The sequence below is a fragment of the Flavobacterium sp. Root420 genome (assembly GCF_001427905.1).
GTDB lineage: Bacteria > Bacteroidota > Bacteroidia > Flavobacteriales > Flavobacteriaceae > Flavobacterium.
In genome coordinates, this window is record NZ_LMEF01000003.1 from 66,021 (window position 1) to 89,444 (window position 23,424).

The 23,424-nt window shown below is 39.6% G+C and carries 13 protein-coding genes; all 13 read left to right on the forward strand.

What is annotated here, in order from left to right:
• Positions 1–21 precede the first annotated feature (21 nt).
• The 13 genes from ASC72_RS04695 (at position 22) to ASC72_RS04755 (ending at position 23,422) form a co-directional block, all read left to right on the forward strand.
• Positions 22–1,602 (forward strand): RagB/SusD family nutrient uptake outer membrane protein, encoded by a 1,581-nt coding sequence (locus ASC72_RS04695; protein WP_056187565.1) that lies wholly within the window; start codon positions 22–24, stop codon positions 1,600–1,602.
• 19 nt (positions 1,603–1,621) lie between these two features.
• Positions 1,622–3,124 carry a glycan-binding surface protein gene (locus tag ASC72_RS04700; protein WP_131725777.1) on the forward strand — a complete coding sequence of 501 codons (1,503 nt, stop codon included), beginning with the start codon at positions 1,622–1,624 and terminating at the stop codon, positions 3,122–3,124.
• A 117-nt stretch (positions 3,125–3,241) separates the two neighbouring features.
• Positions 3,242–4,708 (forward strand): cellulase family glycosylhydrolase, encoded by a 1,467-nt coding sequence (locus tag ASC72_RS04705; RefSeq protein WP_056187571.1) that lies wholly within the window; start codon positions 3,242–3,244, stop codon positions 4,706–4,708.
• Between the two features lie 173 nt (positions 4,709–4,881).
• Positions 4,882–6,354, forward strand: coding sequence for a cellulase family glycosylhydrolase (locus ASC72_RS04710; RefSeq protein WP_056187575.1), 1,473 nt, complete (start codon positions 4,882–4,884; stop codon positions 6,352–6,354).
• Positions 6,355–6,505: 151 nt separating this feature from the next.
• On the forward strand, positions 6,506–8,545 hold the full coding sequence (locus tag ASC72_RS04715) for an NPCBM/NEW2 domain-containing protein (RefSeq protein ID WP_241775624.1): 2,040 nt from the start codon (positions 6,506–6,508) through the stop codon (positions 8,543–8,545).
• 73 nt (positions 8,546–8,618) lie between these two features.
• The gene (locus ASC72_RS04720; RefSeq protein WP_056187579.1) at positions 8,619–10,574 is read left to right on the forward strand and encodes a glycoside hydrolase family 127 protein; all 1,956 of its coding nucleotides are present in this window, start codon (positions 8,619–8,621) and stop codon (positions 10,572–10,574) included.
• A gap of 190 nt (positions 10,575–10,764) precedes the next feature.
• Complete coding sequence (locus ASC72_RS04725; RefSeq protein WP_056187582.1) at positions 10,765–12,297, forward strand: glycoside hydrolase family 43 protein; 1,533 nt, start codon at positions 10,765–10,767, stop codon at positions 12,295–12,297.
• Between the two features lie 178 nt (positions 12,298–12,475).
• Positions 12,476–14,380 carry a cellulase family glycosylhydrolase gene (locus ASC72_RS24465; protein WP_241775625.1) on the forward strand — a complete coding sequence of 635 codons (1,905 nt, stop codon included), beginning with the start codon at positions 12,476–12,478 and terminating at the stop codon, positions 14,378–14,380.
• Between the two features lie 56 nt (positions 14,381–14,436).
• Entirely contained in the window at positions 14,437–16,065 is a 1,629-nt protein-coding gene (locus ASC72_RS04735) for an alpha-L-fucosidase (RefSeq protein WP_117595769.1), read from the forward strand.
• A 125-nt stretch (positions 16,066–16,190) separates the two neighbouring features.
• Entirely contained in the window at positions 16,191–18,092 is a 1,902-nt protein-coding gene (locus tag ASC72_RS04740; RefSeq protein WP_056187591.1) for a glycoside hydrolase family 44 protein, read from the forward strand.
• Between the two features lie 75 nt (positions 18,093–18,167).
• The gene (locus ASC72_RS04745) at positions 18,168–19,025 is read left to right on the forward strand and encodes a sialate O-acetylesterase (RefSeq protein ID WP_056187594.1); all 858 of its coding nucleotides are present in this window, start codon (positions 18,168–18,170) and stop codon (positions 19,023–19,025) included.
• A gap of 127 nt (positions 19,026–19,152) precedes the next feature.
• A complete protein-coding gene (locus tag ASC72_RS04750; protein ID WP_056187598.1) occupies positions 19,153–20,934 on the forward strand; it encodes an NPCBM/NEW2 domain-containing protein in 1,782 nt (593 codons plus the stop codon).
• A 46-nt stretch (positions 20,935–20,980) separates the two neighbouring features.
• Complete coding sequence (locus ASC72_RS04755; RefSeq protein ID WP_056187600.1) at positions 20,981–23,422, forward strand: glycoside hydrolase family 2 TIM barrel-domain containing protein; 2,442 nt, start codon at positions 20,981–20,983, stop codon at positions 23,420–23,422.
• The last annotated feature ends 2 nt before the right edge of the window (positions 23,423–23,424 follow it).

Sequence of the window (23,424 nt, forward strand, 5' to 3'; positions counted from 1 at the left end):
AAACTTAATAGACAGATAGATATGAAGTCAATTTATAAAATAACAGTTTCAACCCTTTTGGGATTACTGGTTTTGACTGGTTGCCAGGATGATTTTCTGGATCGCCCTGCTCAGTCGGAGATAAGCACTGAAAATTTTTATCAGACAAAACAAGAAATCAGGTTAGCTACGGCGTCACTTTATAGCAGAGTATGGGCACAATGGAATAATCTTGCATACATTCCACTAGGAGATATATTAAGCGGAAATCTTGTAATACCGTGGCAAGGTGCAGATCTGGTACAGCTTAATACTTTTACGCTTTCAGGATCTAACCAACGTTTAACAGACGGTTGGACAGGACTATATACTATAGTGGCACACTGTAATGGTACAATTAAGGGTATCAGTGAAAATACGCCGGCAACAGTTTCTGCCGCAGATAAAAATGCCGGACTAGCTGAAGCAAGATTTATACGTGCCATGGCATACTATCATCTTGTAATGTTATGGGGAGAAATACCTATAATTGAAGATAATACGAAGTTGATAAAATCACCTTTGATAAATAAAAACAGAACAGCAGATGTATACCGATTTATTACTGAAGATTTAACATTTGCTGTCGAGAATCTTCCTGCAACTGATAGTAAAGGAAGAGTTACCAGCTGGTCAGCAAAAGGAATGTTAAGTAAGGTGTATTTAACAATGTCCGGATTAGGACAGCTGGGAGGTACGCGTAATCAGGACTATTTAAACAAGGCAAAACTATATGCAAAAGATGTAATCGAAAACAGTGGTTTAGATTTACTTCCAAGTTATCCGGATCTTTTTAAAACACAATTCAATGATAATCCGGAATCATTATTTGCACTACAATGGTCTGTTACAAGTGGCTGGATGGAAGGTAATCAATTACTGACATACTCACCGAGTAAAGATATTAATCCTCAAAAAGATGGAGCGTGGGGAGCTCCGTCACCTAGTTATGATCTGTATTTGGCTTATCCAACGCAGGATTCTATAAGACGTAAAGCGACTTTTATGCTAAATGGAGACCATTATCCCGAATTGAACGCTGCTGGTGGTGGTTACACCGCCACGACTCCAGGTATGAAGAAACATATTATTGGAAATGAGGCAGATAACAATTCTCCTGCAATGACATTTTTAGGGTCTATACAGCATAATTCATTATTAAGATTAGCAGATGTTTATTTAGTATATGCTGAGGCTATCCTTGGTAATAATGCAACTACAAGCGATGTTAATGCCTTATTGTATTTTAATAAAGTAAGAACAAGAGCAGGTGTTGAGCCGGTAACAGTGCTTAATACAGATGTTATCATGAATGAGAGAAGGCTTGAATTTGCCTGTGAAGGACAATATTGGTTTGATCTGGTAAGACTTTCTTATTACAATCCTCAAAAAGCAGTTGGTCTTCTTAGTAATCAGCAAAGAGTCCGATTTGAATACGATAGTGCTACTGAAGTAGCTAAGCCTACTGATCCTCTTGGACCTATTTCTCCTGCTAACTTCGCGACTTTTACTTTGCAGTTACCTGCAGTAGAAGTGATTGCTAATCCTAAATTGAACGAACCATCAGTACCTTATTATGAATAGTGATAAAAAAAATATAGATATGAAAAAATTATTAATTAACCGTGCTGCCCATTTATTTTTTTTAAGCATGATTCTGATTGTTACAATTTTAACCTCTTGTAATAATGATGATGATTCAAATGGTGCTCCAGTTATTACAGCAGTAAGGAATTATGCACCTGCTCCTAATGATACATTACTGACAAGTATTGTTCCTGGACAATGGATTGTAATTCATGGAAAAAATCTAAAAGAAGCCACGCAGATAAGTTTTAATGGCAGTCCTGCTGATTTCGATGCTGCATTGTTTTCAGATGAAACAGCTGTTCTGCAGATTCCTTCATCATTGCCTTTTAATAATCTTGATCCTAATGTTGTTAATACTATACAATATGTTACCAATACCGGAACAACTACTTTTAGATTTAATGTAAATGCGCCGCCGGCTACCATCACAGGTAATTCGATGAATGCTGCTACTATGGTAGGTGATTCGGTTTATGTGTATGGTACCAATTTATTTTTGATTGAAAAATTAACTATAGCAGGTAAGGAAATTTCGCCACTTGCAAAAGCAGACGATGGTAGTTCTGTAGGATTTGTGCTTCCAAAAATTGATGCACCAATGCCTTGGGCCGGAGAAATTGTTGCTGCATCTGGTATTTATAAATTTAATGTTTTAATTGTTCCCGAAATTTTTGCTGTTTCGAATGCAAATCCTACACAGGGCGATTCAATCCACATATATGGTAAAAATTTGAATGGTATTTCAAACTTTAAATTTGGTGGTGTTGCTATTACTAATTTTAAAGAAGCTGCTGATGGCACATCGGTTAAGTTTTTGGCTCCCAATATGGACTTTCCTAGTGGACCAGTGACCATTGTTAATTCTTATGGAACGGCTACTACTGCCTATAGTATAAATACTCAAAAAGAACTTTGGTTAGGTCTTTTAGCCAATTTTGAGTGGGGTGATTATTTTGGTTATGATTGGTGGGGAGATATTACATTAGCTAGTAATGTAGGCGATTTTAATGGTTTGATGGGAACAAATAGCAGTCAATATGTGTATTTTGATTCTCCTGCTTTAGATGCCGGTGCCAGTAAGTACGCCCCATTAGGAAATTCTAATACGGGTAATAAATGGATGCCTGTGGCAAATCTTTCAGATCCTGTTGAAAACTGGGCTATTCAGTTTGAAATAAGTGTGGCTCGCCCATGGAATGGTGGTACCCTTTATTTTAAAACAGCATTTGCAGATGAAAGTTATGTAGCACGTTATGAGCCATGGAAAATTCCTGGTTCTAATAAAACTGTCGCCTATAAAACAGCGGGCTGGCAAACCGTAACTATTCCTTTATCTGAATTTAGAACAAAAAACATCAATTTAGGTGATGGTGATCCGGTTCCTAGTTTAGTTAAATTACTTGGGCCAACTGGTGCGGGTAAATATAATATTACCCTTAAAAATTTCACTACTTCAAAAACAGCAACAGGTTTTTATGGTGCTATTGACAATATTAGGGTTGTGAAAATCAAATAATCAAAATCTTTTAATTTAATAATGATTAATGGTATAAAAAAAGACCTGCAGAAAAGTTTAACTTTTCTACAGGTCTTAATAAAAGTTTATTAATTCTAAAAAAATAAAAAATAAAAAATGAAACATAAACATTTTTATAAAATTGTACTGCTGCTGATCATTACCGTATTTTCGGTCTCCTGTTCAAAAAATGATGACGAAGCTCCGCAATTAACGGTTTCAGCAAAAACGGTTTCTTTTGAATCAGCTGGAGGTACATCAGAAGATATAACCATTGAAGCAAACAGTTCATGGAGTGTTAGCAATTCGGCAGCATCCTGGCTGCAATTAACCAACGCTAGTGGTGGTAGTGGAGCTACTGCAACAAAATTTACAGTTTTAAGTAATGAAACCGGATTTGCCCGCTCCGTGGTACTAACTATTGAAGCAGCTAATGGTCAGGCGCGAAGAATTACGATTATGCAAAAAGGCAGTTTATATCCAACCTATAATTTATCGCCAAAAGCTCCTGATGGAACAGGAATGACCAGTACAGCTATGCAATTATCTGCAAAAATGCATCTGGGAATAAATTTTGGTAATACCATGGAAGCACCAACCGAAGCTGAGTGGGTCAATAGTAAAATTACCTTATCGTATGTGAAATTTATAAAAGAATCAGGCTTCAATTCTGTAAGGATTCCATGTGGCTGGGTTTGGACACATTTAAGCGATCCGGCAAAAGCAAAAATTGACCCAGCGTGGCTTAATCGCGTGAAAGAAGTAGTGGGATGGTGTGTGGAAAATGATATGTATGTGGTACTCAATGCTCATGCGGATAATGGCTGGCTTGATAATAACATCACTAAGGCAAAGCAAGAGTCCATTAATGCAATGCAAAAGGCGATTTGGGAACAGATTGCCACAACCATGCGTGATTTTGATGAGCACCTTATTTTTGCCGGTGCAAATGAACCTCCGGCTGAAAATGCCGAACAAATGGCCATACTTAATGGTTACTACGAAACATTCATCAAGGCAGTTCGCGCTACCGGAGGTAAAAACAGTTACAGGGTATTGGTTGTGCAGGGTCCCAGAACTGATGCTGCTCTAACTTTTGATCTGATGAATACGATGCCAACAGACAACATTCCTAACAAATTGATGGTTGAGGTACATAACTACACGCCTTCTTTATTTACGATAGTAACGGATGCAGATGTAAGCTGGGGTAAGATGATTTATTACTGGGGAGCCGGGAATCATTCTACTATTGAGCCGGACCGTAACGCCACCTTTGGAGAAGAGGATGTGATAAATTCTGAATTCCAAAAGATGAAACAAAAGTTTGTTGATAAAGGTATCCCGGTAATACTGGGTGAGTATGCAACCTGGAGAAGAACTCCCGATCTGAACAAGCCTGTTCCTCTGGATATGGAGAAGCACAACAAGTCTGTGGATTATTGGTCCTATTATGTAACGAAACAGGCTAAAGCGAATGGTATTGTGCCATTTTGGTGGGAGATCGGTTTTATGTTAGACAGAGCTAATAATAAGGTAAAAGACCAGGCTATGTTAGATGCCATTATTGCAGGAGGTAAGTAAAAGTAAGATTATAACTAAATAAAAATCAGTTTTGCAGGATATCGTATGGTAGCATTAAACAAGGACTGAATTTAAAAAATCTGTGACTTTTAGGAGTCACAGATTTACTTATAAAGAATTCTTAATGAAACAATTGATTTAAAATTTATTGATTTCTAAAAAAACAACAAAAAATGAAACATAAACATTTTTATAAAATTGTACTGCTACTGATCATTACCGTATTTTCAGCATCTTGTTCAAAAGATGGAGATGAAGCGCCACAATTAACGGTTTCAGCAAAAACAGTTTCTTTTGAATCGGAGGGAGGTACATCAGAAGATATAACCATTGAAGCAAACAGTTCATGGAGTGTTAGCAATTCGGCAGCATCCTGGTTGCAATTAACCAAAACAAGCGGCGGCAGTGGAGCTACTGCAACAAAATTTACAGTTTTAAGTAATGAAACCGGATTTATCCGCTCTGTTGTGTTAACTATAGAAGCGGAAAATGGTCAGGCACGAAGAATTACGATTACACAAAAAGGCAGTTTATATCCAACCTATAATTTAACCCCTAAAGCTCCCGACGAAACAGGAATGAGCAGTACGGCGATGCAATTGTCTGCAAAAATGCATATGGGAATAAATTTTGGCAATACCATGGAATCTCCGGTCGAAGGGGAGTGGAATAGTAAAATTACCCTGGAGTATGTAAAATTTGTAAAAGGATTAGGTTTCAATGCTGTACGACTTCCTACTGGATGGGTCTGGAGCCATTTAAGTGATCCTGCAAAAATGAAAATTGACCCTGTATGGCTTAAACGTGTGCACGAAGTGGTTCAATGGTGTGTGGATAATGATATGTATGTGATGCTGAATGCTCACGGGGATGATGGCTGGCTGGAAAAAAATGTTAATGCGGCAAACCAAGAGGTGATTAATGCCAAGCTAAAGGCGATATGGCAGCAGATTGCGACAGAAATGCGTGATTTTGATGAGCACCTTATTTTTGCCGGCACAAATGAACCTTCGGTTGACAATGCCGGGCAGATGGCTATACTTAATAGTTATCACGAAACTTTCATCAAGACAGTTCGTTCTACGGGTGGAAAAAATAGTTATAGAGTGTTGGTTGTGCAGGGGCCTTCAACGGACATTATTAAAACTTCTCAGCTGATGACTCCAACTACGCTTCCTCATGACCCGGTACCTAATCGTTTGATGCTTGAGGTACATTTTTATGGACCTTGGCATTTTAATTTGCCAAAAGATGGAGTATATAATGCGGATACCAAAGCGAGTTACTACTGGGGAGCCGGGAACCATTCTATTCTTGAGCCATTGCGCAACGCGCCTGATGGAGAAGAGGATGAGCTCCGTGCAGAAATCGGAAAGATTAAAAAGTTTACTGATGCAGGTATCCCTGTGATGCTGGGTGAATATGGAACCTGGAGGCGTTCTGCCGCGCATGGCGACGCACAGATTCCTCTAGATACAGAGATGCACAACAAATCTGTAGATGCCTGGACAACTTTTGTGACCAAAACGGCTAGAGCCAATGGTATGGTGCCATTTTGGTGGGAGATAGGTTTTGCTTTAGACAGAGCTAAGAATGAGGTAAAGGATCAGGCTATGTTAGATGCTGTTAAAGCAGGATATAATTAAAAAGTAAGATACTATAACTAAATAAAAATCAGTCTTGCAGGGTATCTGTATGGTATCATTAAACAAGGAGTGAATTTAAAAAATCTGTGACTTTCAGGAGTCACAGATTTACTTATAAAGAATTCTCAATGAAACACCGGATCTAAAATTTATGGATTCTAAAAAGAAACAAAAAATGAAACTTAAACATTTTTATAAAATTGTTTTACTGCTGATCGTTAGCGGTACTCTTTCCGCACAAACGGTTTGGTTAGATGAACTTGATCTAAGCGTAGCTTCACAAGGCTGGGGCGTACCTAAAAAAAACAGGACGGTTGATGACAACATCATGACCATTGCAGGCAAAACCTTTGAGCGTGGCTTCGGCACACACGCAGAAAGTTCTCTTTTTATCCAACTCGATGGTAAGGCAAATTCGTTTACCGCAGAGGTTGGCATTGATGATGAAGTGAAAGGACGTCAGCCCGCCGTAGAGTTTATAGTATTCGGTGATGGGGAGAAGCTTTGGGCGAGCGGTGTAATGCATGAAGGTGATGCTGCCCGGCTATGTAGTGTTAATCTTTCGGGTGTGAAACAACTTGAGCTGCGGGTAACAGACGCAGGAGACGGTGGCAGCGATCATGCCAACTGGGCTGATGCTAAATTTGAGACGGCAGGCGTATCAACTTTTGCTACTTATTATCCTGTCCCAAGTGAACCCTACATTCTTACCCCTAAGCCATCGGCAAAACCGAAGATTAATAGCGCAAGCGTTTTCGGTGTCCGCCCAGGCTCGCCGTTTCAGTTCAGAATACCGGCCACCGGCGACAGACCGATGACCTTTCAGGTTACCGGATTGCCTCAGGGACTGGAGCTGGATCAAAAAACAGGACTTATTACGGGTAAGCTTTCAAAAGCCGGCACTTACGTTATTCAATTAAAGGCAAAGAATGCAAAAGGTATAGCCGAAAAAAGTTTACGTATTAGCTGTGGTGATAAAATTGCACTTACACCGCAAATGGGATGGAATAGCTGGAATTGTTTTGCCCATGAAGTTTCCGGTGAAAAAATTAAACGCGCTGCGGAAGCAATAGTGAAAACCGGACTTATCAATCACGGATGGAATTATGTAAATATTGACGACTACTGGCAAAATAACCGCGATTCGACAGATCCTTCCCTGCAAGGTAAGCTGCGGGACGAGGCTGGTACTATCGTTCCTAATAAAAAGTTTGGCGATATGAAAGCCCTGACAGATTATGTGCATGGTCTCGGTTTGAAGATCGGCATCTATTCCAGTCCTGGTCCATGGACCTGTGGTGGCTGTGCGGGTAGTTATGGCCATGAAAAGCAAGATGCCGAAACCTATGCCAAATGGGGTTTTGATTATCTGAAATACGATTGGTGTAGCTACGGAGGGGCGCTAAATGGACTACCTGATAACGACCCGAATAAAGTAATCTCCATATCGTACAATGGAGGTTATCAATTGTCTACCGCAGTTAAACCATACAAATTAATGGGAGAGTATATCCGTCAGCAACCGCGCGACATTGTTTTCAGCCTATGTCAATACGGAATGTCTGATGTTTGGAAATGGGGTGATTCAGTAGGAGGAAACAGCTGGCGTACAACAAATGATATCCTGGACACCTGGTCCAATGTTAAAGGTATTGCATTAGCGCAGGATCAGTCTGCAGCCTTCGCTAAACCCGGTAACTGGAACGATGCAGACATGCTGGTTGTAGGAACCGTTGGATGGGGTAACCTTCATCCGACCAGGCTTAGACCAGATGAGCAATATCTTCATGTCAGCCTTTGGAGTCTTTTCTCCACTCCGTTGCTACTGGGTTGCGATCTGGAAAAGCTGGATGAATTTACCCTCAATTTATTGACAAATGACGAAGTGATTGCTGTTAATCAGGATGCTCTTGGTAAACAAGCTACCTGTGTTCAGACTATCGGAGATTTACGTATTTATGTAAAAGAATTAGAAGATGGCAGTCGTGTAGCAGGCTTTTGCAATTTTGGTCTGGAGAAAGTGGATATCTCCTACAAGGAGTTGAAAAAGCTTGGTATTTCAGGCAAACAAAAGGTGCGTGATCTTTGGCGTCAGAAAGATATTATAACAATCCATACAGACAACGAGGCTCTTTCGCTGAAGGTTCCGATGCATGGAGTGGCACTGTACAAATTTATGCCGGTTAAATAGCAGGATAGGATTTCTTAACCGTATAAATGGCAAAAAAAAGTTACTAAATAAATTTTCAACCAAATATAAATCAATGAAAAATTTTATTTTTCTCTTGGTATCACTATTTATTGTTGCTTGTACAAAAGCACAAACAAAGTATAACGATTACCCTGTCAAAGCAGTAAACATTCAAAATGTAGTATTGACCGATAGTTTCTGGCTACCCAAAATTAAGGTCATTCAAAATACTACCATTCCTTATGCTTTTGATAAATGTTCAAAGGAAGGGCGAATGGAAAGTTTTCTTATCGCGGGCGGAATAAAAAAAGGCACGGTTCGCGGAAAAATGCCCTGGGATGATTCGGACTTATATAAGATTATAGAAGGAGCTTCGTATTCGCTTATCAATAATCCTAATCCTGGTCTTCTTGCCTACCTTGATTCCGTTATCGGCATTATTAAAATCGGACAGGAGAAAGATGGATATATTACTACATGGATGACCATAGACCCGACAACTTCTCCCGCAGATTGGTATAAACCGGCTGGGAAACGATGGGCTGGAGAAAGTGCGAGCCATGAGTTATACAATAGCGGACATCTTTTTGAGGCTGCAGCGGCACATTACATCGCCACGGGCAAAAGAAATTTTTTAGATATCGCCATTAAAAATGCTGACTTGCTGGTGGCTACCTTCGGACCTGGTAAGCTTCAAATTCCGCCGGGGCATCAGATTGTTGAAACGGGATTAATCAAACTCTATCTTATTACTAAAAATCAAAAGTATCTTGAACTGGCAAAACTTTATCTGGACTGGAGAGGAGATCCAATGACGCATCAATTGTATGGAAGCTCCAACCAGGATCACTTGCCTGTTGTTAAACAGGAAGAAGTAGTTGGACATGCAGTACGAGCCGTATACCTGTATGCCGGGATGACTGACATTGCTGCCATTTATAAAGATCCGGCTTATCTGAATGCGACAAATAAGCTATGGGAAAATATGGTCAACAAGAAAATGTATATTACAGGAGGCATCGGCTCGAGACATGAAGGAGAAGCTTTCGGAGATAATTATGAACTACCCAATCTCACAGCATATAACGAAACTTGTGCTGCTATTGGTAGTGTATATTGGAACCATAGATTATTTCTTCTGACTGGTGAATCAAAATATTACGACATTATTGAAAGAACATTGTATAACGGATTGCTTGCCGGTATTTCTTTGACTGGGGATAAATTTTTCTATCCAAATCCATTGGAGTCGGATGGCCAATATACTTTTAACCATGGTTCGTGTACACGCCAGTCGTGGTTTGAGTGTTCTTGTTGCCCAACCAATCTAATCCGGTTCTTACCTTCAATACCAGGGCTCGTGTATGCTACTCATGAAAATGATTTATATGTCAATCTTTTTATGTCTAATCAGGCAAAGTTAACGGTAGGGGATAAAAAGGTTGAAGTAAAACAGCAAACAGGATATCCATGGAACGGGCAGGTTACTATTGATGTTAATCCGGAGAAAACCGCAGCTTTTACTTTAAAGGTTCGCATTCCCGGCTGGGCAGTGAATAAACCTGTTCCCGGTACCCTTTATCAATACATAGGAGAAAATACCGGAATCATGAATCTGAAGATTAACGGTAAGAACGAAAATCTGACAATGAATAACGGTTATCTTGAAATAAAAAGACAATGGAGTAAGGGAGATAAAATTGAACTGTCAGTTCCTATGCATGTCAGACGAGTTATTACCAATGAAAAAGTACAATCAGACAAAGACCTCGTCGCTCTTGAATATGGCCCTATTGTTTATTGTACAGAACAGATTGACAATACCGGGCAATTAGCTGAAATGACCATTCATGACAATGATGAATTTTTTGTTGAGAACAAAAATATTTTATCTAACCAGGTTAACATTCTTAAAGGCAATATAGTGGGGTTGAAAGGAACGGACAAGCCGGTTTTTATACCTTACTATACGTGGTCAAACAGAGGGGTGGGGAAGATGAAGGTATGGTTATCCAGAAAAGTGGAGTGAAATCCATGCAGTGATTCTGTACAGATTTACCGGTTTAAATACCACGATAAGATCTCTTAACCGGACCTCGATTTATAAGTAAAGAAGCATACTGGGACTGACAAAGAAACCCCAGTCATACAATAAATTAATTAATTAATTGAAATTAACCCTTAACGGATATCCGTTTTTGGGTACAAATAAAAAAAGCATGTTTAGAAAAAAAGTATTGTTAAGTACAGTCATTGTTATGGCTTTTATGGGAGGCAGAGAATCTGCAGAAGCTCAGACCAGTGCAGGTAAACCGAAAAAGGAAAAAGAAAACCTGGCAGAAAAATTCGCAAATGTTTCGCCGAAACTTACCTCGGATAATGCGAATCCATTATTGGATTTTATGTTTACGGCCGACCCGACAGCGGTAGAATATAATGGAAGAATTTATGTATATGCCACAAATGATCATCAACAGTATGAGCATGTAGGAAAGGATGGGAAAAATTCATACGAGCATATCCATACACTGGTCATGATGTCTACCGATGATATGGTCAACTGGACGTATCATGGTCTCATTGATACTGCAAAGCTGGCACCATGGACTCAGAATTCCTGGGCACCTTCCATTACATCCAGACTGGAAGCAGACGGTAAGACGCACTTCTATTTGTATTACTCCAATAGCGGTGTTGGTTCAGCTGTCCTTACGTCCACCTCTCCAGTTGGCCCATGGAGTGACCCACTAGGAAAGAATATAGTCGACCGCTCTGTCCCGGGAGTAGATTGCGAAGCGCCATTTGATCCGGGAGTTGTGATTGACGACAAGGGTACAGGCTGGCTGACTTTTGGAGGCGGAACGCCCAAAACAAAATATATGCCGGATAATTCCCGAATCGTCAAATTAGGAGCAGATATGATCAGTTTGGCGAGTAATGTTGCCAAGATACCCGCTCCTTATTTTTTTGAGGCCAGCGATCTTAACTTTATCAATGGAACCTGGGCCTATACCTATAATACGAGTTGGGAACAGCGTACTGAATGGCCTTATACGAATAAAGATAAACCAACCCAATGCAGCATGTCTTATATGACGACTAAAACACCATTAGATCCGGATAGTTGGACGTATCGCGATAATTATTTTAAGAATACCGGCGACGTTAATGTGGGGCCTATGACAAACAATCACACGCACCTGTTCAAGTTTAAGGAGAAATATTATCTTGCTTACCATGCCATGTATTTACAGGATTATTTTGGTACCAAAGGCGGTTTTCGTAATGTGGGTATCGAAGAAATGCAGGTTAATGAAGAGAATGTGAATATCCAAATGGGCAAAGCAACTTTTAAAGGTCCGTCACAAATTAATCTGTTAAATCCATTCGTTCTTCAGCAGGCAGAAACTACCGGAGGTACTTCGGGACAGGTTCAGTTCGAAGCTGCTGATAATGCAGGCAATATGGTTGCCAAAGGAAAAGCAGACAAACAATGTATAATGGTTCGTGGAGCCGATTTCAGCAAACAGCTTCCTTCCAAATTCGAAGCAAGGGTGAAAGGAAAAGGCAGAATCGATGTTTATCTAAATAATCTTAAAGGTAAAGCTATTGTTTCTCTTACATCTGATGGAAAAGACTGGACGACGCTTTCAAAGAAAATAGAACAAAAAATAGATAAAGGAACAGCGAACATCTATTTTGTATTTAATGGAGAAGATTTCTTATTTGATGAATGGAAATTCATTAATTAATCCACTGTTGGTCTTGTAACCAACAGCACTATCCGTATACTTTCTTGTGGCTAATCACAATAAGGGCTAAAAGGCAATAAAGGTTTTTTGGCTTCAGATGATTCAGAATTTGAAATAAAAAGTTAAAATAATATTTAAAGTGTTTCTATACTATCTAACCATTTAAACCATTAAAATTATGAATTTCAAACATTTTTACAAAGTATTACTATTACTTATTGTTAATATGATTTTTCTTTCTTCATATTCACAACCCGTGAGCTATCCGTCTTATAATACCAATCCCTTGCCTTCAGATGCTACGGGTGTGTCCAGTAATGCCGTGCAACTGGCGGCAAAAATGCATTTGGGAATAAATTTTGGCAATACAATGGTAACCCCTGAAGAAGGTGTGTGGAATAGCAAAGTTACCGAATCGTATGTGAAATTTGTAAAACAAAAAGGGTTCAATACTGTACGGCTTTCTGTTGGCTGGGTTTGGGGTCATTTAAGCGATCCTGAAAAAATGACAATTGACCCGGTGTGGCTTAACCGGGTGAAAGAAGTAGTTGGATGGTGTGTGGCTAATGATATGTATGTGATAGTGAATGCCCACGCAGATCTTGGCTGGCTGGAAGATAATGTTAATGCGGCTATGAAAGACTCGGTTAACGCTAAACAAAAAGCGCTTTGGGAGCAGATTGCTACAACCATGCGTGAATTTGATGAGCACCTTATTTTTGCAGGTACGAATGAACCTAAGGTTGATACTCCTGAGCAGATGGCAATTCTTAATGGTTATCACGAAACTTTCATCAAGGCAGTTCGTTCTACGGGTGGAAGAAACAGTTATAGAGTGCTGGTTGTGCAGGGACCTTACACTGATCCTAATAAAACTGCTACTTTGATGACTACGCTTCCAGCAGACAACATTCCTAACAAGTTAATACTTGAGGTGCATGACTACACGCCTGCTACATTTACGATATTAACGCAGGGTGATGTAAGTTGGGGCAAGATGGTTTACTATTGGGGAGCCGGGAATCATTCTACTATTGAGCCAGAGCGCAACGCCACAGGTGAAGAAGAGACTTTGATCGATAATGAATTCAAAAAGATAAAAGAGAATTTTGTTGATAAAGGTATCCCTGTGATACTGGGTGAATATGGAGCATGGAAAAGGAATGTCATTGACAACGCGAATTATCTTCCTAAGGATCTGGATAAGCATAACCAGTCTGTGGATTACTGGACAAAATATGTGACTAAACAGGCTAAAGCAAATGGTATTATACCATACTATTTTGAAACAGGTTTTATGTTTGACAGAGCTAATAATGTAGTAAAGGATCAGCCTCTGTTAGATGCCATTATTGCAGGATATAATCAATCTGTTTCCTACGTTACTTTAGCCAATAGAAGTACCAATTTGCTGATGGATGGGATGTACAGGTTCGACAATGGTTCCAATGCAGGACAATATGGGAACAGTGGCGCCACAGCCCAACAATGGTCAATTGAAACGGTTGGAAGCTATGTGATGCTGAAAAATCGTGCTTCAAACTTATACCTTGATGGTATGTATAGAAATTCAAATGGTTCCGTAGTAGGGCAATACAGTTATAGCGGCAGTGATGCACAATATTGGACACGCGAAACCGCAGGAAGTTATGTTAAATTTAAAAATAAAGCCACAGGTCTATATCTCGACGGAATGGGTACTACCACCAATGGTGCTGATTTATTTCAATGGGCTGCAAGCAACCATAATAACCAGCAGTGGGTGATCAATACAGTGGGGAATGGACAAACTGCCAAAATGGGTTCGATGTCTAAAGATGATATTGCAGAGGAGCCAAACTTTTCGATAGATTTTTATCCAAATCCATTTAGTCATGAATTTAAGATTGAAGCTAGAAAATCGAATGAACCAATTCATGTCAGCATTTTTGATATTTCGGGAAAAAAAGTACAGGAAGCAGCATCCTCTTCTGATTCAAAACAATTGTTAATGGGGGCTTCATTGCAACCCGGATTATACATAGTGCAGGTTGAAGGAGTAAACTCAAATTTCTCAAAATCATTTAAGATTATTAAAAAATAAATTGGTTTGTTGAGATTTGAAAAAATTATAAATATAAAGTATAAAAGCATATGAAAATGAACCGGTTTATAATGGTTTGTATGCTGTTTTTGAATTTTTTGGCAGCTCAGGAAAAGTTTGTATCCCCAATTAGGGAGGGTAACGAACCTGTTGCTGCCGGAAAGTTTGCGCCAACCTGGCAATCACTACAGCAATATAAAACGCCTGACTGGTTTCGTAATGCCAAGTTTGGGATATGGGCACATTGGGGGCCACAATGCCAACCGGAGCAAGGAGACTGGTTTGGAAGGTTTATGTATAATGAAGATGGCGACCAATATAAATGGTTTGTAGAACACTACGGACATCCCTCCAAAGTGGGATTCAAGGAAGTTATTAAAGATTGGAAAGCTCAAAATTGGGATCCTGAAAAACTTGTCGCACTATACAAACGCGCAGGAGCCCAGTATTTCTTTGCCATGGCCAATCATCATGACAATTTGGATTTGTGGGACAGTAAATACCAGGAATGGAACTCGGTGCGTGTGGGGCCAAAGAAAGATATTATCACTGGTTGGTCAAAAGCAGCAAAAAAATATAATCTACCATTCGGACTTAGTGTACACGCTTCACACGCCTGGACCTGGTTTGAAACCGCCCAGCGTTCAGATAAGACGGGACCATTAGCCGGAGTTCCATACGATGGAACACTTATTAAAGAAGCTGGTAAAGGAACATGGTGGGAAGGACTTGACCCAGCTGAACTTTATGCCCAAAACCATCCTTTGAGCAAGGGAAGTGAAAAAGACCTGTATGCTTTATGGAATCAGTGGGATTGGAGCAATGGAGCAGCAGTACCTTCACAGGCGTACTGTGAAAAATTCTATAACCGAACCATAGATCTTATCAATAAGTACAATCCGGATTTGCTTTATTTTGATGATACCGCACTGCCTCTTTATCCGGTAAGCGATGCGGGACTCAAAATTGCGGCAGATTTCTATAATCATAATATGGCAACCCATAATGACAAGCTCGAAGCTGTTTTATTTGGAAAAATATTAACCGATGAACAGAAAAAATGCATGGTTTGGGATGTAGAGCGAGGTGCGCCGGATACCGTCCAAAACCTTCCATGGCAAACCTGTACCTGTATTGGTGACTGGCATTACAGTAAGTCCGTTTATGAAAATAACGGATATAAGTCTGCAGAGACAGTAATCCACATGTTGGTTGATATTGTTAGTAAAAACGGAAACCTGCTGCTTAATATTCCTGTTAAGGGAGACGGCACGATCGATGATAAGGAAGTAGCAATTCTTGAAAAAATAGCGGCTTGGATGGATGTGAATAAAGAAAGTATTTTTGATACACGTCCATGGAAATACTTTGGTGAGGGACCGGCTTCTGAATCGGTAAAAACCACTGACAACAAAAGTTTCAGTGAGGGAAAAATAAAGTTGTCAGCGAAAGACATCCGTTATAATCAAAATGGAAAAATTCTTTATGCCACTCTTTTAGGAGTGCCATCCAATAACATTTGCTTAAAATCGCTTGGTAAGAATAAAAATAAAGACAAAATCAAAAGTATTCAGATACTTGGAAGTAAAGAAAAACTTTCGTGGAAACAATATGCAGACTCATTAGTAATTATAAAACCAAAGATTATTCCGAATGATATTGCAGTAGTTCTTAAGATAAAATAAGCAGAGAGGTTGTACAAATTTTCTGGTGGTAAGAAATACTTCAGGAAGATTTTATGATTCAGATGCGCTCAGGAAAGTAATACGATTAAAAATAGTTATAGAAAATAATATTAAACCCCAAATCAATGAATGACCCATTTTTATTTTTGAAAAAACATTTTTTTGTAATAAGCTTTTGTTGTCTTACTACTGTAGCTTTTGCTCAGACGGTTCAGATTACAGTAAATGCTGCTGTAAACAAAAAAAAGATATCGCCAAACATCTATGGAAAAAATGACTTCCTTGATCATCCTGACCAATTTTATAAAGATGTAGGCCTGCGTTTTGCCCGTTTGAATGGAGGTAATAATGCATCGGCCTATAACTGGCAGGAAAAACTGACTGTTCATCCTGACTGGTATAATAATGTTTATGCTGCTGACTGGAGTGTATCGGCACAAAAAATTAATACCAGCTTTCCGGATATGCAGGGTATGTTTGCCTTTCAATTATTGGGCAGAGCTGCATCCAATAGTAATAATAACTTCAATGACTGGGGATACAATCAGGCACAGTATTGGTCTGGTGTTACTCAGAATTTAGCCGGTGGAGGAGTTGTTAATCCAGCTGGTGGTAGTAATGCTCTGGTTGATGGAAACCCTGAGTTATTCAGTAAGCCATGGCCGGCAGACTCTTCTGTGGGAATTCTAAATGATTGGTTTGGAGCCGGTGGTAAAGGGCTTAACAAAGACCAGTTTGTATACTGGAATATGGATAACGAAGTAGATATATGGAATGGCACGCACAATTGGGCTATGCCAACGCAGCTATCAGCCTCTGCTTTTATGGATCGCTACATCGAGTTGGCCAAGAAAGCAAAAGCTTTGTACCCGGGAATCAAGCTGTGCGGACCTGTTGCAACCTCCGAATGGCAATGGTACAAATGGTCAGACGAAAGTATATACGTCAATGGCAGGTATTATTCCTGGATTGAATATTTTATAAAACGACTGGGTGATGAGTATAAGGCAACCGGAGTTAAACTAGTTGATGTATTAGATATTCACAATTACCCTTCGTACAATAATAATGATGCTGCGGCATTGCAGGGACACCGAATTTATTATGATACCACTTATGATTATCCGGGTTCAAATGGTATTAAAACAACTACCGGAGGCTGGGATGCCTCACTTACAAAACAATATATTTTCACACGTATCGATGGTTGGTTAAACGAGCATTTTGGCGCAAACCACGGTATAACTCCAGGTGTAAGCGAATGGGGTACCATGTCGGGAAGCAATCCAAGTCTTGAATCTGTTATTTACGCTTCACATCTCGGTACATTTGCCAACAATGGCGTTGAATTGTTTAGTCCATGGAATTGGTCTATAGGTATGTGGGAAACCTTACATCTTTTCAGTCGTTATGCCAAAGAGTATAGTGTTTCAAGTACTTCGTCGCTAGAAAACACGGTTTCAGCATATACCTCTGTAAACCAATCCGGAGACGGGATGACTGTAATTATTGTGAACAAGGATATGAATGCATCACGTACTGTAACGGTAAATCTTAGCGGATTTGCTGCCGCGAATGGAAATTCAGAAACATTGCAGCTTGCTGCACTGCCAGCAACAGAAACATTTGTATCGCATACTAATAATGCCTTAAAAAAGAGCGATGTAAGCGTTAACTCAAATACATTCACGATTACTGTGCCTGCTTTGTCTACAACTGCGGTTCTGCTTAAGGCAACTACATTGTCAGTTGGAGATAATAACACGCTACCTACCAGCGAAACAGTAATGCTTTATCCTAACCCTGCAAATGATAAACTGCAGATAAAATTCAATTTGGCAATTACAGAACCAACACAATTAGCAGTGTATAATATGGCGGGTCAAAAACTAAAAGTTATGACTGTAAATAGCGACCCCGAAGTAATACAAATTCTTGATGTGAGTCGATTTGCTGTGGGCTCGTACTTTTTATCAGTAAAAAACAGCAGTTATAAAAAAAGTATTCCTTTTATAATTACTCGATAAATAAATTTAGGAACAACTGGAATGCCTTGAGGCAAATTTAATCTCAGTTTGTTGTTTAACAATGAACCTAATAATATGAAAAAGCTAAATGTTTTCATTTTTACGATTATAATCCTATTCTTTTTGAATACAGGAGCTTATGCACAGGACCGTAATTTTTATATTTTCCTCTGTTTTGGGCAGTCAAATATGCAGGGTGCAGCTCCAGTCGAGAGTCAGGATATGACAGTAAATAACCGTTTCAAAGTGTTTCAGGCGCAGGATTGCCCAAACCTGAACAAAAAGAAAGGTAAATGGTATCCTGCCGTTCCACCTTCCTGTCAATGTACTTCAGGATTGTCGCCGACAGATTATTTCGGAAAGACATTGGTTGATAATCTTCCTGATAACATTACTGTTGGAATTATTAATGTTTCTGTTGCCGGCTGTGATATCAGGTTGTTCGACAAAGATATTTATAAGGATTTCGATGCAACTTACAAAGAGCAATGGTTTGCCTCTCTGATAGCGGGTTATGATGGAAATCCGTATCAATATCTTATAAGTTTGGCCAAATTGGCTCAAAAAGACGGTGTTATTAAAGGAATCCTTTTGCATCAGGGCGAAACGAATGCAGGACAAGAACAATGGCCATCGTATGTAAAGAAAATTTACGGCGATATGTTGACCGACCTTGAGTTAAATGCCGACTCGGTTCCTCTTTTGGCCGGTGAGTTATTAGCTGTAGATGGCAATTGCTGTTCCCGCATGAATCCGATAATAAGGACGTTACCTGAAATAGTTCCAACAGCACATATTATTTCTTCGGAAGGCTGTACCGGATTGGACTCTGCCCATTTTGATGCCAAGGGCTGCAGAGAATTAGGCAGACGATATGGTCATGAAATGCTTAGTCTGTTGGGATACGAAGCCAAATACCCAAAGAGTGAATAAGGATATTTGGAGACAAAAGATTATTATGACAGACACTTCGAAGAGTAGGATTCGTTGCGTTCGTAATACCGAATAATTAAAAACTAAAATAGAAAAACTATAATATTTGTTTTTTAACCTAATTAAAATGAAATATAAATTTACCTTGGTTTTGGCACTTGTTTTTAGTGTTATAAATGCACAAACAGCCCCAAAAAAATATCATCAATGGGCGTCCACACCGCCTCTTGGGTGGAACAGTTGGGATTGTTTTGGAACAACGGTTACCGAACAGCAGATAAAAGAACAGGCCGACGCAATGGCAAAATACCTTTTGCCAAGCGGATACAACTATCTTACAGTAGATATTCAATGGTATGAGCCTGAGGCAAAAGGACATGCTTATGATTCTAAAGCGACGCTCACCATGGATGAATATGGCCGCTTAACTCCCGGTCTGAAAAAATTTCCTTCGGCTGCAGATGGGAAAGGTTTCAAGCACCTTGCAGACTATGTGCACTCCAAAGGACTGAAATTCGGTATTCATATTATGCGCGGAATTCCTCGTCAGGCCGTTGAAAAAAATACTCCCGTACTCGGGACAAACGTAAAAGCTCAGGATATTGCCATTAAAAGCTCTACCTGTGGATGGAATCCTGATATGTACGGCGTTAATGCCAATAGCCCTGAAGGTCAGGCTTACTATAATTCCATTGTGCAGCTGTATGCCGACTGGGGAGTGGATTTTATCAAGTGCGACGATATTTCACGTCCTTATGATGATGTGCAAAAAGCAGAAATTGAGGCGCTCCGCAAAGCAATAGATAAAACCGGCCGACACATTCTGCTAAGTTTGTCGCCAGGAGCAACACCGGTTAAAATGGGCGAGCATGTTATGAATCATGCCAATATGTGGCGTATCACCGATGATTTTTGGGATCGCTGGGGATTGTTACAAGGCATGTTTGAGCGAATGGATGTGTGGACACCTTTTCGTGGACCAGGACACTTTCCCGATGCTGATATGCTGCCAATTGGAATTGTTGAATTCAAACGCCCAACCAATTTCACTAAAAACGAACAATATACGCTTATGAGCCTTTGGGCTATTGGTCGTTCACCACTTATTTTTGGAGGAGATATGACCAGGCTTGACGATTTTACCAAGGAAATGCTCACGAATCCCGAAATGCTCAAAGTAAATCAACACAGTTTAAATAACCGTCAGGTGTCTCGCGAAAAGAATCTGATCGTGTGGACAGCCGATGTGCCTAATAGTAAAGACAAGTATGTGGCCCTTTTCAACGCGCAAAGCAAGGGAGAGAATCTTGATTTAAACAATGCCGATTATGTAAGTCCAATAATTGCCGGCAAAGGAAGTTCGCAAAGGGTAGAAGTATCGGTAAAAGAGGGTAAAAAACTTGTTCTCTTTGTGAAAGATGGCGGAAACAGTTCTGATTGGGATCATATCGTTTGGGTCGATCCAGTACTTCACGGCTCCAAAGGCGATTTGAAACTGACTGACCTCAAATGGCTGAGCGCAACCTCGGGCTGGGGAGAGGCGAATGTCAATCGTACCTGCGACAATAACCCAATTATTATAAATAATGAAACACGAGAGGGGATTGGTGCTCATGGGGAATCTGTGATTGTTTATCAATTGCCCGAAGGATATGATTCTTTTACAGCAACCGGCTACGTAACACAGGAAATAGGCTCAGTAAATTTTGGAGTTTTGGTTGATAAAGGAACTTTAGATTTTCCCGACAAGGCCAATGTAAAAGTAAACTTTGAAGCTATTAATATAAAAGGCAAAGCAAAAGTGCGCGATTTGTGGAGTCACAAAGATCTCGGAACTTTTAATGGAAACTTTGAGAGCGAATTGCCACAGCATGGGGCAGGATTATATAGGATAACTCCTTTGCGATAAGATGATCTACATCCAATAATTCAATTATAAATATAAACGCAACAAAATGAATAGCTTAAATTCATATAAAAAACAATATCTCACCAAACAACTGGTATTCCTAATTATACTGTGTATAAGCTTTCTTTCAGGACATGCACAAACTGACATGGAAAGAAAACAGTTATTTGATTACGATTGGAAATTCTTTTTAGGAGACGTTCCTGAAGCCAAAACAAACGATTTCAATGATCAGAGTTGGCGTAAACTTGATCTGCCCCACGATTGGAGTATTGAAGGAAAAATTCATCCTAAAAACACTACTGGTGGAGGTGGCGGATATTTTCCGTCAGGAATTGGCTGGTACCGCAAAACCTTTCAGGTACCAGACAACTGGAAAGCAAAAAAAGCTTCTATTTATTTTGAAGGTGTTTATATGAATTCTGAAGTTTTTATCAACGGAAAATCACTTGGTGTTTATCCTTATGGTTATTCCTCATTTAGTTATGATATTACACCTTATTTAAAAATTGGAAAAGAAAATATTATTGCAGTACGAGTCGACAATTCACAACAGATGAACAGCCGTTGGTACAGTGGATCAGGAATTTATCGTCATGTCTGGATGATGGTCACTGATCCTGTACATGTTGCAAATTGGGGTGTTGCTGTTTCAACTCCCGAAGTATCTTCAAAAAAAGCAACTGTACTGGTAAAAACCAAGATTAAAAATGAAACAGCATCGCCACAGAGAATTGTTGTTAAAACCGATCTTTTCAATAAGAGTTCTAAAAATGTTGGAAATAATCAGACACAGGTTGATGTTCCTGCTAATAGCGAGAAGGAAATAACGCAAAACATACAAGTGTCAAATCCGATGCTTTGGACACCGGAAACACCGTATTTATATCAGGCTCAGGTTCAGGTATTAAAAGATAAAAAAGTGCTGGACGATACAAAAAACAATTTTGGTATCCGTTCCCTAAAATTTACTGCTGAAAATGGGTTTCAGTTGAATGGAAAAACAGTAAAAATAAACGGCGGTTGTGTACACCATGATAATGGATGTTTAGGTGCTGCCGCTTTTGACCGTGCCGAGGAACGTAAAATTGAATTGCTTAAAGCTAGTGGATTCAATGCCGTGAGGACTTCTCACAATCCGCCTTCCGAAGCCTTTCTTGATGCCTGCGACCGATTAGGTTTACTGGTAATGGACGAATCTTTCGATTGTTGGAAAATTGGAAAAACCACCCACGATTATGCCAAATATTTCAATCAGTGGTGGCAGCGCGATTTAGAAGCAATGGCATTGCGTGACCGTAACCATCCTTCGGTTTTCATGTGGAGCATAGGCAATGAAATCCCTGAGAGGGCAGATCCTGAAGCTGTGAAAACAGCCCAAATGCTTTCAGACGCATTAAAGAAAATAGACAATACCCGTCCTGTTACCTCTGCAATTGTAAATAGTGGTAAGAATTGGGAAGTGTTCGATCCGTTGATGGCCGCACACGATGTTGCGGGCTATAATTATAACCTGCATACTGCTTCTGACGATCATAAAAGAGTGCCTTCGCGTATCATCGTTCAAACCGAATCCTATCCTAAAGATGCTTTTAATAATTGGAAATTGGTAGAAGAAAATAAATATGTAATCGGGGATTTTGTTTGGACAGCCATGGATTATTTGGGAGAATCAGGAATTGGCCGTTATTATTATTCGGGAGAAGTTCCTGGTCAGCATTGGGAAAATGATTTCTTCCCTTATCACGGTGCCTATTGCGGAGATATAGATTTGATTGGCTGGCGAAAACCTATTTCGCATTATAGAAGCATGTTGTATAATACTAACGAGAAACTCTATATAGCAGTTCGCGAACCGGCCCCGGAACCGTTAGAAATCAAAGAAACATGGTGGTCGGTATATCCAACATGGGAAAGCTGGACATGGCCGGGTTTTGAAAATAAAACGGTTCAGGTTGAAGTATATTCAAAATATCCAAAAGTAAGGTTATACCTTAATGACAAGCTGGTTGGTGAACAAAAAACGAGTAAAGAGGAGCAATTTAAGGCTACTTTTCCGATTCCATATGCTGCAGGTTTGCTTAAAGCTGTCGGAGTAGAAAATGATAAGGAAATGGAATCAACAATTCTTCAAACTGCCGGCGATGCCTCAAAAATAAAATTGACAGCCGATCGAAAAGAAATACTAGCCAACGGACAGGATTTAGCATTCATAACTATTGAAATAACTGATAAGGATGGGACATTCCAACCTAACGCCACCAACCGTTTGAATTTTAAAATTGATGGACCGGGTGTTATTGCCGGAGTAGATAATGCTGATTTGAAAGATTTCGAACAATATGTAGGCGATACACGTAAAGCATGGAAAGGCAGAGCTTTAATAGTGATAAAAAGCAATCATCAGGCTGGTGAAATTAAATTAACTGTAACATCAAATCAGTTGGAAGGAAATAGCATAATTCTTAAATCAACTCAAAATAAGTAATA

Excerpts from the sequence above, each read along its gene's own strand:
- ASC72_RS04695 (WP_056187565.1), top strand. The coding sequence starts at position 22 with ATGAAGTCAATTTATAAAATAACAGTTTCAACCCTTTTGGGATTACTG.
- ASC72_RS04700 (WP_131725777.1), top strand. The coding sequence starts at position 1,622 with ATGAAAAAATTATTAATTAACCGTGCTGCCCATTTATTTTTTTTAAGC.
- ASC72_RS04705 (WP_056187571.1), top strand. The coding sequence starts at position 3,242 with ATGAAACATAAACATTTTTATAAAATTGTACTGCTGCTGATCATTACC.
- ASC72_RS04710 (WP_056187575.1), top strand. The coding sequence starts at position 4,882 with ATGAAACATAAACATTTTTATAAAATTGTACTGCTACTGATCATTACC.
- ASC72_RS04715 (WP_241775624.1), top strand. The coding sequence starts at position 6,506 with ATGGATTCTAAAAAGAAACAAAAAATGAAACTTAAACATTTTTATAAA.
- ASC72_RS04720 (WP_056187579.1), top strand. The coding sequence starts at position 8,619 with ATGAAAAATTTTATTTTTCTCTTGGTATCACTATTTATTGTTGCTTGT.
- ASC72_RS04725 (WP_056187582.1), top strand. The coding sequence starts at position 10,765 with ATGTTTAGAAAAAAAGTATTGTTAAGTACAGTCATTGTTATGGCTTTT.
- ASC72_RS24465 (WP_241775625.1), top strand. The coding sequence starts at position 12,476 with ATGAATTTCAAACATTTTTACAAAGTATTACTATTACTTATTGTTAAT.
- ASC72_RS04735 (WP_117595769.1), top strand. The coding sequence starts at position 14,437 with ATGAACCGGTTTATAATGGTTTGTATGCTGTTTTTGAATTTTTTGGCA.
- ASC72_RS04740 (WP_056187591.1), top strand. The coding sequence starts at position 16,191 with ATGAATGACCCATTTTTATTTTTGAAAAAACATTTTTTTGTAATAAGC.
- ASC72_RS04745 (WP_056187594.1), top strand. The coding sequence starts at position 18,168 with ATGAAAAAGCTAAATGTTTTCATTTTTACGATTATAATCCTATTCTTT.
- ASC72_RS04750 (WP_056187598.1), top strand. The coding sequence starts at position 19,153 with ATGAAATATAAATTTACCTTGGTTTTGGCACTTGTTTTTAGTGTTATA.
- ASC72_RS04755 (WP_056187600.1), top strand. The coding sequence starts at position 20,981 with ATGAATAGCTTAAATTCATATAAAAAACAATATCTCACCAAACAACTG.